This window comes from Halanaerobium sehlinense (assembly GCF_055379485.1).
This window is the reverse complement of the sequence record NZ_AP042442.1, coordinates 1,505,795-1,522,351: the sequence shown is the minus strand read 5'-3', so window position 1 is coordinate 1,522,351 and position 16,557 is coordinate 1,505,795. Positions and strand designations below refer to the sequence as shown.

The 16,557-nt window shown below is 33.0% G+C and carries 14 protein-coding genes and 7 tRNA genes; 18 read left to right on the top strand and 3 right to left on the bottom strand.

Annotation, left to right across the window (positions count from 1 at the left end):
* Positions 1-18: 18 nt before the first annotated feature.
* From ACZ446_RS07310 to ACZ446_RS07275, 8 genes are all read left to right on the top strand, one after another.
* Positions 19-795 (top strand): undecaprenyl-diphosphate phosphatase, encoded by a 777-nt coding sequence (locus tag ACZ446_RS07310; protein ID WP_464391926.1) that lies wholly within the window; start codon positions 19-21, stop codon positions 793-795.
* Positions 796-832: 37 nt separating this feature from the next.
* Positions 833-3,172, top strand: coding sequence for an FtsK/SpoIIIE family DNA translocase (locus ACZ446_RS07305; protein ID WP_464391925.1), 2,340 nt, complete (start codon positions 833-835; stop codon positions 3,170-3,172).
* Between the two features lie 105 nt (positions 3,173-3,277).
* The gene (locus ACZ446_RS07300; RefSeq protein WP_464391924.1) at positions 3,278-4,015 is read left to right on the top strand and encodes a GntR family transcriptional regulator; all 738 of its coding nucleotides are present in this window, start codon (positions 3,278-3,280) and stop codon (positions 4,013-4,015) included.
* A 143-nt stretch (positions 4,016-4,158) separates the two neighbouring features.
* Positions 4,159-5,241 carry a BMP family lipoprotein gene (locus ACZ446_RS07295; protein ID WP_464391923.1) on the top strand — a complete coding sequence of 361 codons (1,083 nt, stop codon included), beginning with the start codon at positions 4,159-4,161 and terminating at the stop codon, positions 5,239-5,241.
* Between the two features lie 88 nt (positions 5,242-5,329).
* The gene (locus tag ACZ446_RS07290) at positions 5,330-6,874 is read left to right on the top strand and encodes an ABC transporter ATP-binding protein (protein WP_464391922.1); all 1,545 of its coding nucleotides are present in this window, start codon (positions 5,330-5,332) and stop codon (positions 6,872-6,874) included.
* The gene (locus tag ACZ446_RS07285; protein WP_464391921.1) at positions 6,867-7,979 is read left to right on the top strand and encodes an ABC transporter permease; all 1,113 of its coding nucleotides are present in this window, start codon (positions 6,867-6,869) and stop codon (positions 7,977-7,979) included. Before ACZ446_RS07290 ends, ACZ446_RS07285 begins: the two co-directional genes overlap by 8 nt.
* Positions 7,979-8,878, top strand: coding sequence for an ABC transporter permease (locus ACZ446_RS07280; protein ID WP_464391920.1), 900 nt, complete (start codon positions 7,979-7,981; stop codon positions 8,876-8,878). Before ACZ446_RS07285 ends, ACZ446_RS07280 begins: the two co-directional genes overlap by 1 nt.
* A 236-nt stretch (positions 8,879-9,114) precedes the next feature.
* Complete coding sequence (locus ACZ446_RS07275) at positions 9,115-10,278, top strand: helix-turn-helix domain-containing protein (protein WP_464394382.1); 1,164 nt, start codon at positions 9,115-9,117, stop codon at positions 10,276-10,278.
* 97 nt (positions 10,279-10,375) lie between these two features.
* Here ACZ446_RS07275 and ACZ446_RS07270 read toward each other — a convergent pair.
* Positions 10,376-10,460, bottom strand: a tRNA-Tyr gene (locus tag ACZ446_RS07270).
* A 10-nt stretch (positions 10,461-10,470) separates the two neighbouring features.
* Positions 10,471-10,546: transfer RNA gene (locus tag ACZ446_RS07265), tRNA-Glu, on the bottom strand.
* 173 nt (positions 10,547-10,719) lie between these two features.
* Between ACZ446_RS07265 and mnmM the strand changes: the two genes are divergently transcribed.
* The gene (mnmM, locus tag ACZ446_RS07260) at positions 10,720-11,289 is read left to right on the top strand and encodes a tRNA 5-(aminomethyl)-2-thiouridylate-methyltransferase MnmM (RefSeq protein ID WP_464391919.1); all 570 of its coding nucleotides are present in this window, start codon (positions 10,720-10,722) and stop codon (positions 11,287-11,289) included.
* Between the two features lie 88 nt (positions 11,290-11,377).
* On the opposite strand, the gene ACZ446_RS07255 is transcribed toward mnmM, so the two are convergent.
* Positions 11,378-12,781 (bottom strand): dihydrolipoyl dehydrogenase family protein, encoded by a 1,404-nt coding sequence (locus ACZ446_RS07255; RefSeq protein WP_464391918.1) that lies wholly within the window; start codon positions 12,779-12,781, stop codon positions 11,378-11,380.
* Between the two features lie 340 nt (positions 12,782-13,121).
* Between ACZ446_RS07255 and ACZ446_RS07250 the strand changes: the two genes are divergently transcribed.
* The 9 genes from ACZ446_RS07250 (at position 13,122) to ACZ446_RS07210 (ending at position 16,483) form a co-directional block, all read left to right on the top strand.
* A tRNA-Trp gene (locus tag ACZ446_RS07250) sits at positions 13,122-13,197 on the top strand.
* A 17-nt stretch (positions 13,198-13,214) separates the two neighbouring features.
* Positions 13,215-13,290: transfer RNA gene (locus ACZ446_RS07245), tRNA-Thr, on the top strand.
* Positions 13,291-13,314: 24 nt separating this feature from the next.
* Positions 13,315-13,390 (top strand) — tRNA-Trp (locus ACZ446_RS07240).
* Between the two features lie 17 nt (positions 13,391-13,407).
* A tRNA-Thr gene (locus ACZ446_RS07235) sits at positions 13,408-13,483 on the top strand.
* A 154-nt stretch (positions 13,484-13,637) separates the two neighbouring features.
* Positions 13,638-13,931 carry a DUF2103 domain-containing protein gene (locus ACZ446_RS07230; RefSeq protein WP_464391917.1) on the top strand — a complete coding sequence of 98 codons (294 nt, stop codon included), beginning with the start codon at positions 13,638-13,640 and terminating at the stop codon, positions 13,929-13,931.
* Positions 13,932-13,998: 67 nt separating this feature from the next.
* A tRNA-Pro gene (locus ACZ446_RS07225) sits at positions 13,999-14,075 on the top strand.
* 104 nt (positions 14,076-14,179) lie between these two features.
* Complete coding sequence (gene rimO, locus ACZ446_RS07220; RefSeq protein ID WP_464391916.1) at positions 14,180-15,514, top strand: 30S ribosomal protein S12 methylthiotransferase RimO; 1,335 nt, start codon at positions 14,180-14,182, stop codon at positions 15,512-15,514.
* Positions 15,501-16,031, top strand: a complete 531-nt coding sequence (pgsA, locus tag ACZ446_RS07215) for a CDP-diacylglycerol--glycerol-3-phosphate 3-phosphatidyltransferase (protein WP_464391915.1) — start codon at positions 15,501-15,503, stop codon at positions 16,029-16,031. The genes rimO and pgsA overlap by 14 nt, the downstream gene beginning before the upstream one ends.
* Positions 16,032-16,042: 11 nt before the next feature.
* Positions 16,043-16,483 (top strand): phosphatidylglycerophosphatase A family protein, encoded by a 441-nt coding sequence (locus ACZ446_RS07210; RefSeq protein WP_464391914.1) that lies wholly within the window; start codon positions 16,043-16,045, stop codon positions 16,481-16,483.
* The last annotated feature ends 74 nt before the right edge of the window (positions 16,484-16,557 follow it).

Genomic DNA, 16,557 nt, shown 5'->3' with positions numbered 1-16,557 from the left:
GAGAAGGAGGAATAAAAATTGAATAGTTTTCAGGCTATATTTTTGGGATTGATTCAGGGTTTAACCGAATTTATTCCGGTCAGCAGTTCTGGCCATTTAGTAATTGCCCAAAGTTTTTTCAATATTAAAGAGGATCAGATATTATTTAATGTTATTTTACATATTGGTACTTTAATTCCTATTTTTATTATCTTTTGGCAGGATATTAAAGATATGATTTTATTCAAAAAAGAAAAAAGAAAAGAAACTTTTTATATTTTACTTGCTATTATACCAACCGGGATTATAGGTGTTCTGTTTGAAGACTTTTTTGAAAATCTTTTTGCAAATGCATATCTAACAGCTTTAATGCTGATCTTAACCGGTTTAATTTTATATATTACTGAGAAAATTGAAGGTGGATTCAAAGAAGTAGAAGAGCTAAAAATTTGGCAGCCTTTATTAGTGGGGCTGGCTCAGGGAGCAGCTATTATACCAGGGATTTCCAGATCAGGTTCAACAATTGCAGCTTCTTTATTTCAGGGTTTAAATCGAGAGGCAGCAGCCAGATTTTCTTTTTTGATGTCTATACCAGTAATTGGAGGAGCAGGTTTTTTACAATTTTTAAAAGTAGTTGAAGCTGGTTCATTTAATCTGGATTTAAAGATAGTTATATTAGGCTTTCTGGCAGCTGTTATTTCAGGTTATTTAGCAATTAAAATTTTACTAAAAGTTTTGGCAGAGAAAAAACTAAATTATTTTAGTTATTACTGCTGGTTTGTAGCTGCAGCTGTAATTTTTATAAATTTTATTTAAAAATTTAAAGTTATTATAATCTTAAGGAGGGGCAGAGATGAGTGATCAAAAAAATGATCCTAAAATTGAAAAAAGAAAAAATGAGATTTTAGGACTATTTTTAATTACCTTTGCTGCAATTAGTTATTTTGCTATTTTTAGTAATTCTGCAGGTTTATTAGGAAATTATATGAGTAGAGCCTATTATTTTTTAGTAGGAAGTGGTAGTTACATTCTGCCTCTTTTATTTGTTTATTGGGGAATTCAGTTAATTAGATCAAAAGCTATTAAGTTTTCGACTAAATTTTTAGGACTAATTATTTCTTTTATAGCTATTATTTCAATTATTAATTTAAATGAAGGTGGAATTTTATTTTTAAATACACCTGAAAATGCGGCAGGTGGAGTTATTGGGGGAGCAATTACCTACTTTTTGGTAGAACTATTTGCTGTTAATGGTGCTTATATTATTCTTTCTGTTTTATTATTAATCGGGATTTTACTGTTATTTGATTTATTTTTACATAATATTTTCAGAAAAACTAAGGCAGCAATTTCTGCTTTTAATCAATCAGTTAGAAGCTTAAAAGAAAAGATTATTTCATTTTTTAGCAGTTTATCTTTGGGCAGATTCAATTTATTTGTTAAATTTAAAGAAAAAAGAAATGAGAAAAAACAAAAAAAGAATAATAATTTAGATAAAGCAGAGCCTGAATCTAATAACTATGATAATATTGACAGCAATATTGTTGAAGAAGCTGATAATAGAATTAGGAATGAAGTTCAAACTGAAAATTCAAAAAATAATCAGAGTTCTAATCCTAAGGTGGTACAGGATAAGAATAAAAAACAGAAAAGAAGAAAAAAAGAAGCTGCAGAAGATCAGGAAAACAAAGAGATTACCGAAGATTTTGATATAAGCAAAGATCAATCAAAAAATATTAAAGATCAAGGAGAAAAGCATGGAGATTACACTTTGCCCGGAATCTCACTTTTAAATGATTCGGGCAAAAAGAAGGTTAAATTAGCAAATAAAAGTGAATTGTTAGAGGAAACCCTCAATAGTTTTGGGGTTGAAGCTAAGGTGATTAATGTTAATCATGGTCCAACAATTACCCGATATGAAATTCAGCCTGCAACCGGAGTTAAAGTGAGTAAAATTGTTAATTTATCAGATGATATTGCCCTTGCTTTAGCAGCTCGTGATGTGAGAATCGAAGCTCCAATTCCTGGTAAAGCAGCTGTTGGAATTGAGGTTCCACATGGTAATGATATAACAGTTTCCTTTAGAGATGTTATTGTTTCAGAAGAATTTCAAAAAGCTGAAGATAAGCTTACTCTTGCCTTAGGCAAAGGTATTGATGGTGATACAGCTGTCTTTAATCTGGCAAAAATGCCCCATTTACTTGTGGCTGGAGCAACCGGTTCCGGAAAAAGTGTCTGTATTAATACCCTAATCAGCAGTATTCTGTATCGGGCAACTCCAGCAGAAGTAAAACTGCTGCTGGTAGATCCAAAGAAAGTTGAATTAAATATTTATCAGGGTTTACCTCATTTAATAACACCTGTTGTAACTGATCCTAAAAAAGCAGCTAATGTTCTTAAACTGGTAGTTGAAGAGATGGAAAATCGTTATGATCTTTTTTCTGAGACAGGCAGTAGAGGAATTGAATCATATAACAAACAGGTTGAGGATCCGGAAGATAAGATGCCTTATATTGTTGTGGTTATTGATGAGCTATCTGATCTAATGATGGTAGCGGCAAGCGAAGTTGAAGATAATATCTGCAGACTGGCACAGATGTCCAGAGCGGCAGGGATTCATTTGATTATTGCAACTCAAAGACCTTCAGTTGATGTAATTACCGGTTTAATTAAAGCAAATATTCCCAGCCGAATTTCTTTTGCAGTTTCTTCGGCAACAGATTCTCGCACAATTTTAGATATGGGAGGTGCTGAAAAATTATTAGGAAAAGGAGATATGCTTTTTGCTCCGGTGGGAATGCAGAAACCTCAAAGAATCCAGGGATCTTTTCTGACAGATAAAGAAATTTCTGATATTACAGCTTTTGTTAAAGATCAGGCAGCTGCAGAATATAAAATTGAAAAAGATGATATAAAAGAAGTAGAATTATCAATTGACGATGAGCAGGATGAACTATATCAAGAAGCTGTAAAATTAGTAGTTAAATATAGAGCTTCGATTTCAATGCTGCAGAGAAGGCTGCATATAGGGCATTCACGTGCAGCAAGGTTAATTGACAGCATGGAAGAAGATGGGATAGTTGGTCCCTATGCCGGCAGCAAGCCAAGAGAGGTTTTGGTAGAAGAAGAGGATTTAGAAGCAGTTTTAAATGGCGACTATGATAATGATGATCAATCTGAAGAAAAAAATTGATACTCAAAATAGTTAAAATCTTGACAAAAAAATTGAATTGTGATACTATTTAGTTAGTTGTCAGACAGGTAAGACGTCTGTCTGAGAAAGGAGGGGTAATCGGATTTGGAAATATTAAAACAGGATAAAAGACCATTATATTTGAAGATTAAAGAACACATTGAAAATTTAATCGATCAGGAAATTTATGAAGCAGGAGACAAACTTCCCTCTGAAACAGCTTTTGCTAAAAAACTTGATGTCAGTAGAGCTAGTTTGCGTGAAGCACTTCGAGTTTTAGAAAAAGAAGGGAAAATTATTAAAAGTCAGGGAGTAGGAACCTTTGTTTCAAAACCTATCCCCCGTTTTAAAAGAGGAATTGAAGAACTGTTTAGTGTTACTGATACTATAAAAAATGAAGGTTTTACCCCGGGAACAAAAGCTTTAGAAATTGAAAATGTTACAGTTGATAAGCAGCTTGCTTTAAAAATGAATATTAATCGAAATGAAGAAATTTTAAAGTTACAGCGAGTTCGTACAGCTGATGACAAACCGGTAGTTTTTTGTATTGATTATTTAAACACCAATCTTTTTCCAATCAACATTAAAGAAGATTTTAGTCATTCACTTTTTGATCTGCTTGAAAATAAGTATAAGTTAAAAATCAAATATGCTGTAACAGAAATAATTCCGGTTACTGCAAAGAAGAAATTGATGGAAAAGCTAGAAGTCAAAAAAAATGCACCTATTTTGCTCTTAGAGCAGATGCATTATGATGAAAATGAAAGATTATTTTTATATTCAAAAAATTATTTTCGCAGTGATCAATTTCAATTTAAAGTGCTTAGAAGTAGAAAACAGTAATATTTTTTAATTTAAATAATATTTGCACAATTAAAAGTAGTTAAGTCGTTTTTGTTGCAAATATAATATAAAAATGTTATATTATATTTGTAATTCACAAAATTTGGTACCATTCAAAAAAAATATATGAGGGGGTCATTATTTTGAAAAAAGTTTTAAGTTTAACGATTATTTTTACTTTTGTAATGATGGTAGTTTTTGCAGCAGTTCCAGCTGCAGCACAGGACACTAGAGTAGGTATTGTTCTTTCTACTGGTGGACTTGGAGATCTTTCTTTTAATGATGCAGCATACAGAGGTTTACAGCGTGCTGAAGAAGAATTAGGAATTTCTTTTGATTATATTGAGCCTGCAGATCCTTCTGAAGACCAAACAGCATTACGTCGTTTTGCTTCTAGAGGATATGATCTAGTTATTGGTGTAGGATTTCAGATGGCAGATAGTTTAACAACTGTTGCTGGTGAATATCCTGAAACAAAATTTGCTCATGTTGATCAATATTTTGAAGACATTCCAGAAAATATTGTAAGCCTTAACTTTGCTGAATGGGAAGGTTCATTCCTGGCGGGTGCTTTAGCAGCATTAACCAGTGAAACTGGCAATGTAGGATTTGTTGGTGGAGTTGATTTTGCTTTAATCCACCGTTTTGAAGGCGGATTTTTCCAGGGAGCTCAGTACATCAATCCTGATATCAAAATTCAAACCAGATATGCTGATGACTTTGGTGATCCAGCCAGAGGTAGAGAAATTGCACTTGGTATGATTGATGATGGTGCAGATGTAATTTATCACGCCGCTGGTGGTACAGGTTCTGGTGTCTTCCAGGCAGCTGAAGAGGAAGATATCTATGCAATCGGTGTAGATTCCAATCAGAACTATGTTGCTCCAGGTCATGTAATTGCAAGTATGCTTAAAAAGGTAGATAACGCTGTGTTTGATACAGTTAAATCTGTAGTAGAAGGTAACTATCAGGGCGGTAATAACTTATACTTTACTTTAGCTGATGGTGGAGTAGATTTAACAAGCTTAACTGAAGTTGGTCAACCAGTACTTGACGCTGTAGAATCAGGTACTATAACTGAAGCAGAATTAGAAACTATTAGAGAAATGAAGGAAACAGTAACTACTCCTCATGCTGAACGCATTGCTGAAATTAAAGAAATGATCATCAATGGCGAAATTGAAGTAGAAAATTGGGGAGAAACTGGCAGACCTGATAACCTTTAATTATTAAGACAGCTTATATTTAATTTAAAGGGCTCTGCTTTTTAGCAGAGCCCAATTAATTTTTAGTACATTTTAGGGAGGAATAATCATGCCCAGGGAAGATAATTATATTTTAGATATGCAGAATATAACTAAAATATTTCCAGGTGTTAAAGCAAACGATAATGTTAATTTATCAATAAAAAAGGGTGAGATTCACGCCCTTGTCGGAGAAAATGGTGCAGGCAAAACAACTTTGATGAATGTCTTATATGGACTCTATGATGCCGATGGAGGCCAGGTTTTTTACGAAGGAAATAAAATTAATCTAAACGGACCACAGGATGCAATTGAATTAGGTATAGGAATGGTTCACCAGCATTTTATGTTAGTAGACCCTCTTACTGTAACAGAAAATATTGTGCTTGGTAATGAACCACGCAGTGGTTTAATGTTAGACCAAAAAAGAGCTAAAAAAGAAGTTAAAGAGATTTCTGAAAAATATGGTCTTTTTGTTGATCCTGAAGCAAAAATTGAGGATATTTCTGTTGGTATGCAGCAGAGAGTTGAAATCATAAAAACTTTATATAGAGGTGCAGAACTATTAATATTTGATGAACCAACTGCTGTTTTGACTCCACAGGAAATTGATGAGCTATTTGATATTTTTAGATCACTTAAAGAACAGGGTAAAACTATTATTTTTATTACTCATAAACTGAAAGAAGTTAAAACTATTTCTGATAGAATTACTGTTTTGAGAAATGGAAAAAGTATTGATACAGTAAATACTTCTGATGTAACAAAAGAAGATGTTGCTGAATTAATGGTTGGCCGACAAGTTTTATTAGAAGTAGAAAAGACTGAAGCAAATCCTGGTGATGAAATCTTTAGTGTTGAAAATTTAAATGTACGAGATAATAGAAATATTCAAGTAGTTAAAGATATTTCACTTTCAGTTCATAAAGGTGAAATATTAGGGATTGCTGGTGTAGAAGGTAATGGTCAGTCTGAGCTTGTTGAGGCAATAACTGGACTTCGTAAAATTGAGAGTGGAAAAATTAATCTTAGAGATAAAGATATTAGTAAATATAATGCCCGTGAGATAAAAAGAGAAAAGGTGGCACATATCCCTGAAGACAGGCAGAAACGTGGTCTGATCATGGATTTTGATTTAAAAGAAAATATGATTTTAGGTTATCACGATCTAGAGCCTTTTTCAAAAAACGGAATTATGCATTATGATAATGTTGCTCAGAATACACAGGACTTAATAAAAAAATATGATATTCGTGGTGGTGGAATGGAAGCACAGGCTAAAAATTTGTCTGGTGGTAACCAGCAAAAATTGATTGTTGCCCGAGAGTTTTCTCATGACCCTGAATTTCTAATTGCTTCTCAACCTACTCGTGGTGTGGATGTTGGTTCAATTGAATTTATTCACAAACAAATAATTGATCGTCGTGATAATGGTGCTGGTGTTTTATTAGTTTCTGCAGAATTAAGTGAGGTATTATCTTTAAGTGATAGAATTGCAGTGATTTTTGAAGGAGAAATTGTTGATGTTTTAAAAGCTTCAGAAACAGACGAAAGAGAGCTCGGTAAATTGATGACCGGCTCAAAAGCTGAAGCAGGAGGTGAGGGTAATGAATAACTACTCAGATAAAATAAAATCTGTTTTAACTGATTTAGGTTTATCTTTATTATCAATAGTAATCGCATTAATTGTAGGTACTTTATTTATTTTTCTAACTGATAAATCTCCTTTGGATGCCTATTCTGCTCTTTATATAGGAGCTTTTGGCAATTTTAGTGCAATAGCAAATACTTTGTGGCGTTCAACTCCACTTATTTTAACTGGACTGGCTGTAGCACTCCCTTTTAGAGCGGGACTATTTAATATTGGTGCTGAAGGACAGCTTTTAATGGGAGGTTTTACTGCCGGAGTTGTTGGTTTTTATTTTACTTCTTTACCTGCTTTTATTCATCTTCCGTTTGCAATTATAGCAGGAATGTTTGTTGGTGGTCTCTGGGGAGGTCTGCCAGGTTTTTTAAAGGCGAAAATGGATGTACATGAGGTTATAGCAACAATTATGTTAAATCACATTGCTATTGCCTTAACTATAAATTATGGTATTAATATTTTTAGAGATACAGGTCGTCCAGCTACTCCCAAAATTATGGAGTCTGCATCGATGTTTAACTTTAAAAATATTATGGATTATCCGTTATTATCCAAGCTTCCATTTGCAGAATTATTTTCTCAACCTGCAATTAGACTTCATATCAACTTTTTTCTGGCAATTATAGCAGCCATTATTTTATGGTATTTATTATTTAAAACAACACTTGGTTATGAGATGCGAGCTGTTGGTTTTAACCCTGATGGTGCAGAATATGGTGGGATTAATGCCAGCAAAGGTATTATAACCGCTATGTTTATTAGTGGTGCTGTAGCAGGTCTCGCTGGGGTAGGAGAAGTGCTTGGTACTCATCTCAGTTTTATGCAGGGGATGGATGCTGGGTATGGTTTTACCGGAATCGCTGTGGCCTTAATTGGACAGACTCATCCAATTGGAGTTATCTTAGGTGGAATTTTATTTGGAGCTCTTGCACAGGGTGGACTGGAAATGCAGTTTTCAGGAATTCCTTCTGAAATTGTAATGCTGATACAGGCTTTAGTAATCTTCTTTGTTGCAGCCCTCCAGGTCTTTAAAGTATATCTTGCAAAAAGAAAAGCAAAAGGAGGGGTTGAATAATGGATACATTGAAACAGATATTTTCTCTATCATTGTTTTTAGCCAGTTTTCGTTTTGCTACTCCTTTGATCCTGGCTGCTTTAGGGGGGATTTTCTCTGAGAGATCAGGTGTTGTAAATATTGCTTTAGAGGGTATGATTTTAATTGGTGCTTTTGCTGCTGTTTATGGTAGTGCAAGCACAGGCAGCCCATGGATTGGTGTAGTATATTCTATGATTGCTGGTCTGGCTTTTGCAGCTATTCTTGCCCTTGTATGTGTTACTTTTAAAGCAAATCAAATAGTTGTTGGTACAGGTATTAATATCTTTGCTTCAGGGATTACAATCTTTTTGCTTCAGGTATTATTTGGTGTTAAAGGTACATCACCAATGGTTGGGAGATTACCTGCATATAGATTTTTTGGAGTTCGTTTTAATCCAATAACTTATATCGCTTTAATTTTAGTTCCTATAGTTTGGTTTATTTTCTTTAAGACTCACTGGGGGCTTCGGATTCGCTCAATCGGTGAACATCCAGCAGCAGCTGACACTTTAGGAATAAGTGTCAATAAATGGAGATTCATAAGTGTTCTAATTAGTGGTATTTTAGCTGGTTTAGCTGGGGCACATCTTTCAATAGGTGATGGTAGTGCCTTTGTTAGAGAAATGTCAGCTGGACGTGGTTTTATTGCTCTGGCAGCAATGATCTTTGGTAAATGGCATCCTTTTGGTGCTTTTGGGGCAGCAATGCTCTTTGGATTTGCTGAAGCAATTGCAGTTAGAGTTGATTTTGCCTTTATTCCATCTGAATTAATAAGTGCAATACCATATGTTCTTACTTTAGTTGTGCTTGCAGGATTTTTTGGTAAATCTATACCACCTGCAGCTTCTGGAGAACCTTATTATAAAGGTGAAAAATAATATATATTATTTATATGAATTATTAAGGACAGCATTTAAATGCTGTCCTTATTTTTTAATAGATTTTAATAAGTATTTTTGAGTTATTTAATAAAAACAAAAAATAATCTTAAAATCATTAAATTAATTATTAAAGTATGTTATAATAATAAAGAGCATTTATTAAAGTCTGAATTCAGAAAAATTTATATAAATTATATTTGTACTGTAAAAGGAGGCTATCCCCATTGGAAGATATGGAATTGGGAACACTATTAAAAAAGGCAAGACAGGAAAAAGAATTGACTCTTGCCGATATTCAGGAACGAACAAAAATAAGAAAAAAATATTTAGAAGCTATTGAGGCAAATAATTTTGATATTTTGCCAGGAAAAGTTTATCTTAAAGTTTTTGTTAAAGGTTATGCTAGAGAAGTTGACATAAATTATCAAGAACTTTTAAATTATTATCCAGTTTTAAAGATTAAAGAGGAAAAATCAAATACTCTACATAAAGATTATCTTGATGGAACTAAGATTTCTCACAAAGCAAATAGAAACAAAAACCGTAAAAAAAGCATTTTTAAAATCATTTTTATTGCAATTGCTGCTTTATTTTTAATTGCAGCTGCTGCTTATACCTTTCAATATTTTAGTGATTCAGAAATAAGGTTATTAAATCAAAACAATAGTGAGGAACAGTTAACTGTTGATCAGGGAGCAGAAATTGTAGAAAGTGAAGAGAGTGATACAGAAAATAATGATGAACAAATAACCGCTAATGATCAAGCTGAAACTGATGAAAATACAATTTTAGAAGAATTAACATTATCCAGTAATCAATCTAATAATCAAAATGATCTTTTAAACTCTATTAATCCTGATCTTTCAGCAAATGAAAATTCAGAAATTATAAGTCAAAACGAGTTAAATAATATGACAGAGGTTAATAATCTGGAAACTAATACTGCTGGAGAGTTAGATGCTGCAGGAGAGTTAATTGAACCAGAGGCTGCTGTAACCAATGACGAAAGTCAAATTGCTGCTGATAATTTAGAAACTGATCAAAGCAGTTCTAATAATCTAGAAACTTCCCAAAACATTAATGATTCAGGAGATCAAGAAGAAGAGGAGCAGGAGCTTACTGAAGTGGATAAAACTATTGTTTTTAGAGCAAACAATACTGTTTGGGTTAATGTGCGTCTTGATGGAGAATCTGCCTTTAGCGGCATTTTAGAAGACGGAGACAGTAGAGAATTTGAGGTTAATGATGAACTTTATATAAAAATCGGTAATGCCAGTGCTATAACAGCCTTAGTTAATGGAGAAGAAAGAGGTCCCTGGGGTGGAGCTGGTGGAATTGTAGAACTTGAATTTGTGCCTTTAGAAGATGAAATTGAAATAAATAATTTACGAGAATAATTTGATTTATTAATGATTAAAACAATAATTTTAAATTAAAAGTACATATAAAAACAAAAAAACACCCATTAAAATGGGTGTTTTAGCATCTTAAAAATGGTGGAGGGAAAAGGATTTGAACCTTTGTAGGCATCGCCGGCAGATTTACAGTCTGCTCCCTTTAACCACTCGGGCATCCCTCCATATTAAAAATGGTACCCTCAAGGGGATTCGAACCCCTGCCGCCAGGATGAAAACCTGGTGTCCTAGACCCCTAGACGATGAGGGCAAAGAGCTTTTTCACAAGCACAATTAATAGTATATAGTAACTTTAGTTTATCGTCAATTGAATATATTTCTAATTATAGATTATTTGAGTAGATTAAGTTAATAATACTTTGATTTTTAAGCTATATCTTAATTTTAAAATTATATATAATCAAATTTAGAAAGGTGATAAAAATGGAAAATGATTTTTTAAATGCTGTTGAATTCTCCCATTATTTATTAAAAAAAACAGTTAAAAAGGGAGATTTTGTTTTGGATGCAACTGCAGGAAATGGTCATGACAGCAGGTTTTTGGCAGAATTAGTTGGAACAAAGGGTAAGCTGTATGCATTCGATATTCAGCAGGATGCAATAAATAATACATTAGAGTTATTAAAAAAAGATTCGTTAAATAAACAGGCTGAACTAATAAATTCTGATCATGCAGAACTGGATAACTATGTTAATGAAGATTTAGCTGCTGTTATTTTTAATCTTGGTTATCTGCCGGGAGGCAATAAAAAGATAATTACAAAAAGTGAGAGTACAATTAAAGCTTTAAATAAAGCTTTAAAACTTTTAAAAGTAAAGGGAATAATAATACTTGTTATATATACGGGCCATGAGGGTGGAAAAGAAGAAAGAGATGCTCTGTTAAAGTACAGCAGTGATCTTAATTATAAAAAATATAATGTTTTAAATTACAAATTTTTAAATCAACCGGGTCCACCACCAGAAATTATTGCAATTAAAAAAAGAAAATAAAAAAATAGCAGGCTAATTGATAATGATAAAGATCAGCTCATCAATTAGCCTGTTTTATATCTATAAATATATTTTATTTAATCTTATTTTAAATAAATTTCTTAGCAAATTTGGGAACCATACCTGAATTAGTTTTAGCCATCATCCATTTTTCAGCAGCTCGCTTGTTCATTAAGGAAATTGTTGGAAAAGAGTGCTGAGTCATCATAATATCAAACATTGAAAGGTCGTGTTGGATTGCTAAAATCCACTCATGTATTAACTCACTTGCCTGTTCACCAACAATAGTAGCACCATAAATCTTACCTCTGCTGTTGGTTATTACCTTAACAAATCCTTCAGGCTTACCATCAGCAATTGTTCGTCCGTAATTTTCATATTTTTCTTTAACAACCTGATAGTCTATTCCTTTTTCCTTTGCTTCTTTTTCAGTTAAACCTGCCTGAGCAATTTCTGGTTTTGTAAATACAGACCAGGGGACAAGAAAATCATCATATTTAAACTGTTTGATAGGGGTTGGATTTATAGCATTCATTAGGGCTAACATTCCCTGATGCATCGCTGCATGAGAGAGAAGAGCCTTACCATTACAATCTCCCACAGCATAAACACCTTTGACATTTGTTTCTAATCGTTTGTTAACTTTAATGCCGACCTTATCATATTTAATACCTGCTTGATCAAGCTTTAATGGTTCTAAAACAGCTTTTCTACCTGTAGCTACTAAAATCTTATCTGATACAAATTTCCCGGCATCTGTATGGGTGATTATTTTGCCATCTTTTTCTTCAACTTTATTGATACCTGTGCTGTTATAAACACCGATACCCTCTTTTTTGAATCTTTCTTCTAAAACTCTACCGGCTTCTTCATCACCAGTTGGAATTAAATGATCATCAATCTGGAACATATTAACTTCTGAACCCAATCTTGAAAAAGCCTGGGCCATCTCAGATCCAATTGCTCCCCCGCCGATAATAGTAAGTTTTTCCGGGATATCAGTTTGAGCAAAAATATTTAAATTTGTTAGACGAGATACATCTTTCAGGCCAGGAATTGGTGGAATTAAAGGTTCAGTACCAGTAGCGATAAATATTTTATCAGCTGTATACTTTGTACCATCAACTTCCACAATCTTTTTATCAACAAACTTTGCTTCCCCTTGATCAACAACAAGTTTGGCTCTTTCAAAAGCCTTCATTGTTTTATTACCACTAATTTCATTTACCTTTTTTCTTACAATTTCTAAAGGATTATCAATTTCTGTTTTACCTGAAAAATTAATTCCAAACTTTTTAAAATTCTCAGTTACTTCATTAACTTCGCCTGCTTTTAATAAAGCTTTACTGGGAATACAGCCATAATTTAAACATTCTCCCCCAACTTTATGTTTTTCTATTGCGAGAACATCTAAATCCATATTTGCGGCCATAGCAGTTACTGCCATTCCTGCAGGACCCATTCCAATAACAATCAAATCATGCTTTTCCATTATTAAACCACCTCATATTAACATTATATTTAACTTTTACGATATAAATGATAATATATAATAAATAAAATATCAAGTTGTTTTATAACATTAAGTGTAAAAAAACACGAAATGTATCATAGTTTACATAGAAAAAGTGAATAAATGAAAAAACTGTTATTATTAGAATTTTTTGATAATAAATCAAATAAAATATAATGAGATTATGTATAAATTAAAGTATTTTTAAGTAATATAGTATTAAACTAAGCTAATATCAAATAATTGCAGAAACAGGACTTGACCTAACCCCGGAACTTTATTATAATAATTATTGCTTGATTGAAAAACGCCTCTGTTTAGGGGAGTAGCTCAACTGGCAGAGTAGTGGACTCCAAATCCATTGGTTGCAGGTTCAATTCCTGTCTCCCCTGCCATTTTAAATTTATAATATGCTGATGTAGCTCAATTGGTAGAGCAGCTCACTTGTAATGAGCAGGTTACCAGTTCAAGTCTGGTCATCAGCTCCATTTTTAACAATTATATATTAAATTAGGGGAGTAGCTCAACTGGCAGAGTAGTGGACTCCAAATCCATTGGTTGCAGGTTCAAGTCCTGTCTCCCCTGCCATTTTAAACTTATGATATGCTGATGTAGCTCAATTGGTAGAGCAGCTCACTTGTAATGAGCAGGTTACCAGTTCAAGTCTGGTCATCAGCTCCATTGAATTTAAGAAAGTCATTTTTGGCTTTCTTTTTTTTATGCCAAATCATATAACTATTTAATTTAAGATAAGTTTTAAAATAATTTCAAAGAAAACTGCTTGTATTTGCGGCATTAATCTATCGATGTTATAATTAACTGAGGATGTGATCAAATGGCTAATAAGTATAGGCACAATAAGATCAAACAGGAACATACAATAATTGAAGATATTCTACCTTTATTAGAAGATATAGCTTTATCAAAATTAATAAAAAGTATAATACCTGGTCGAATTAATAGAAGAAAAGGTAGTGGAACTCCTGCCTACATTCAATTAAAATATAATACCAGAAGTGGAATTAAACTGATTGCAAAAAACAGCTCTTCACTGCAGGAAATTTTTGTGGTAACTGATTATCCTGATAAAACAATGGCATATTTAAAAAAGTTGGACTATATTAAATAAAGTAGTTTAATCATTTATCTAATTTGACAAAAAGATTTAATTTATATATAATATTTCTTGTTGATAACGGGCTATGGCGCAGCTTGGTAGCGCGCTACACTGGGGGTGTAGAGGTCTCCGGTTCAAATCCGGATAGCCCGACCATTTCATAAATCAAGCCCTAATAGGGCTTTTTTGTAGTTATAGAGATAATAAATTTGGAATAATATTAATTTGTTTTTAAATAATGACAATATAAAGGAGTAAAAATGATAAAATATTCTTTAATGACCTTAGGCTGTCCCAAAAATGAAATTGACAGTCAGCATATGAATGGATTTTTACAGGGAGCAAAAGATTTTAAATATACTAATGATTTTAAAGAGGCTGAAGTAATAGTTATTAATACCTGTGGTTTTATCCAGGATGCAAAAGAGGAATCAATTGAAACAATTTTAACAGCCCTTGAATATAAAAATAAATACAGCTGTAAATCTGTAATAGTAACTGGCTGTTTAACTCAGCGCTACAGTGAGGAACTAAAAAAAGATATTCCAGAAATTGATGCAATACTCGGGACTTCAAACTTTGATGAAATAGTAGAAGTTATCAGAGAAAGTTTAGAGGGTAAAGAAGCCGGTGGTATAGAAGAGGCTGGTTTTGACTACAGCTCATCACTACCAAGAGAGTTGGATAATGAAGTTTATGCTTATCTTAAAATAGCAGAAGGCTGTAATAACAATTGTACTTACTGCAGTATTCCACAGATTAGAGGAACAGTAAAGAGTAGATCAATTGCAGACATTGCAGCGGAAGCAAAAAGAATTGCTGAATCAGGGATTAAAGAGTTAATTCTTATTGCTCAGGATACTACTCAATATGGTATTGATATTTATGGACGTTCTGCACTGGCACCTCTTTTAAAGAAGTTAGCAGAAATAGAAGGCATCAAGTGGATTCGAGTTTTATACAGCTATCCGGAGTTTATTACAGATGAGATTATTGAGGTTTTTGCTGAAGAAGATAAAATATGTAATTACTTTGATCTGCCAATTCAGCACTCTTCAGAAAAAATAAGAAAATTAATGAATCGTAAAGGAAATGAAAAAGATATCGCTAATATTATAAATAAGATTAGAAATAAAATACCGGATGCTAAACTCAGAACTTCTCTAATCACAGGTTTCCCAAGCGAGAATGAAGAAGATTTTAAACAGCTTAAATCATTTGTTAAAAAATATAAATTTGACAGGCTCGGTGTTTTCGAATTTTCTAGAGAGGAAGGAACAGCAGCCTACAATCTTAAAGATAGAGTACCAGAAGATGTTAAAGCTGAAAGAAAAGAAGAAATTATGCAGCTTCAGCAGGAAATTTCTTTAGCTAAAAATAAAGAATTGGTTAATCAAAAAATTGAAGTGATTATTGAAGATCAGGATCAGGAAAATTATTTAGCACGCTCTCGTTATGATTCACCAGAGATAGACAATCAAATTTATATTCCAATTGAAGGGCAGGAACTTCAAATTGGAGAGATTTATCAGGCTGTAATAAAAGAGGCCTTCCATTATGACTTAATAGGAGAGATTAAGGATGAACATGCCTAATAAATTATCTACTTTAAGAATTTTACTGGTTCCAATAATTATTTATCTGCTGCTGCTTAATACTCTGGCGTCAAGTCTTGGCGCACTGGCAGTATTTATTTTAGCAGCTTTAACTGATAAATATGACGGCTATTATGCTCGCAAGTATGATCTAATAACTACATTAGGAAAAATTCTTGATCCACTGGCAGATAAAATGTTAATTATTGGTGTTTTTACTGCCTTTGTAGAAATAGGAGTTCTTTCCACCTGGCCATTACTAATTATTGTGGCAAGGGAGTTAGCAGTCACCGGTTTAAGAGTAGTTGCAGCTGATCAGGGTTCAGTTATTCCAGCTAATATATGGGGTAAAACTAAAACTACTATTCAGATGATTACAGCAATTGCTTTAATTATTAATCCGAAAATTTTTGATTTACCCTTTATTTTAACTGAAGGCTTAGTTTGGTTAACTGTATTAATTACAATCTACTCTGGTTATACTTATTTTGCTGGGGCAAAGGTTGATTATTCTTAAGGGAGGAATTTATGCTCAAAAAAATTAATCATTTTCTGGCAACCGGTTTTTACAGTGGTCACCTTCCTTATGCACCCGGGACCTGGGGTTCACTGCTGATGGTTTTACTTGTCTTTGCTTTTCCAATATTAAATAATATCTATTTAATATCTGCTCTTTCATTAGGTGGTGTTGCGGTTGCTAATTTTGAAGAAAAACAGACGGGAATTAAAGATGATGGTAAAATTGTAATTGACGAAATGGCCGGACAGCTTTTAGCATATTATACTTTACCCTTAAACACACCAGTTTTAATCGGAGGTTTTATTTTATTTAGAGTTTTTGATATAACTAAACCCTGGTTAATAGATAAAGTTCAGACACTACCTTCAGGCTGGGGTGTTATGCTGGATGATTTATTGGCCGGTTTAACAACATTAATAATTTTGAAAATAGTTTTATTTTTACTTTAAATAATTTTAATCTGATTCTAATTCAATCGACCTCTACAGGGTCGATTTTTTTTGTCTAAAATGGTATAATTAAT